Source organism: Stenotrophomonas capsici (assembly GCF_034961085.1).
GTDB lineage: Bacteria > Pseudomonadota > Gammaproteobacteria > Xanthomonadales > Xanthomonadaceae > Stenotrophomonas > Stenotrophomonas capsici.
The window spans coordinates 1-1,419 of record NZ_JAYFUH010000196.1 but is presented as its reverse complement, the minus strand read 5'-3'; the positions used below and the strand labels follow the sequence as shown (position 1 = coordinate 1,419).

The 1,419-nt window shown below is 62.2% G+C and carries 2 protein-coding genes; both read left to right on the top strand.

Annotated elements, in window-relative coordinates; genetic code table 11:
• On the top strand, positions 1–283 hold a 283-nt coding region (locus VA603_RS11365; protein ID WP_323438904.1), incomplete at its 5' end, for a monooxygenase.
• 675 nt (positions 284–958) lie between these two features.
• The coding region (locus VA603_RS11360) for a hypothetical protein (RefSeq protein WP_323438903.1) at positions 959–1,419 on the top strand (461 nt) is incomplete at its 3' end.

The following is a 1,419-nucleotide window of genomic DNA, read 5'->3' as shown; positions in this document are numbered from 1 at the left end:
TCGCCTATGCCGGCCCCTGGGGCGTGGAGTGGAGATGACGCACGCCATGCAGGACCTGGCGGCATCGATCGCCACGGAGAAGGGGCTGATCTGGAAGATCTGGACCGAGGATGAGGCAAGCGGCCGTGCCGGTGGCGTCTATCTGTTCCAAGGCCGGGAAGAGGCGCAGGCCTACCTCGACATGCACGCCGCACGCCTGGCGACGTTCGGCATCTCGGAGGTGCGGGGATTGATCTTCGTCGTCAACGAGCCGCTGTCGGCCATCGACCGGGCTCCGTTGTAGGCCTTTGCAGGGCAGGGCGCCGATTGCGGTGATGCCACGCGAGTCCGGACGCACGAAGTCCCGATGGGGGCGCTCTTGCAGCGGTTCATCTGAACACGGTGGTTTCAGTAGACATACTGCACTTCACCGGTGACGACTGCTGTCTGATCAGGGAAGCCCAAGGCGTCGATGCGCTCGCCTGTTACGGTGGCTGCCGCCGCGGGCGTGCATTGCCTCCTGCGTGAAGGCCGAGGCGCTTGGGCTCCGGTCAGGAGGCGTTGTCTCCATCGCCGGACCTTGCTTCGTCAATGAAGCGCGTGACGGTTGACGCCCCATCAGTCGGAAGTGCCGACTTTCTTGATCTGCAACAGCCTTGATCGAGAAGGTGTGCGCAGGGCATTCATCATCGACACATAGCCGAACGGATGCATCTACGTACTTTCGGTCGGAACCGAATGTGCGAGCTGGGATCAAGTATTGATGGTGATTTGGCATCCAACTGGGACTGGTCCTAGAAATTCTCCATACGAATTCGGATATCGCTGATCGTTTCCGATGGCCATGGTTGAAAGAATGGCGGCCCTCGCAAAGCCTGGTCGCCGTGCAGGCCGTCGCCGAGGCCGGTGACGGGTGCACCGTGTGACGTGGCGCAAGCGGGTCGCCTCCCTTTCACTCCATTTCGATCCAGGCACAACCATGTCGATGAAAAGCAATGCATGCGCGAACGCGCGGTGGCTCGTCCTGGCCGGGCTGCTGGCGACCAGTGGCACGGCCATGGCCGAGGTCTGCACCACCAACACCGGGCTGCCGACAACCTTCGTGATGACCCTGCCGGAGACGATCACCATCAATCCGGACCTCGGCGACGGCAAGGTACTGGCCGACATCAGCGGGACCTTGGTCCTGCAGGCCCCCACCGAGACCCGTTGCCCGGGTCTCTCCGGTGAGGTTCCGAACAAGTACATGCTCTCCAGCGGGGCTTATCTCGGCGAAAACACCTACGAGAGCGGCATCCCCGGCGTGGGTATCCGCTTCTACTTCAATGGCGTCGCCTTTCCGCTGGAGAACCGCTTTGTCTTTCCCCAGAAAGACACAAATAGCTGGCCGGGGCGCCTGCAGCTGGTCAAGACCGGGCCGATCAGCCAGTCGGGTTCGCT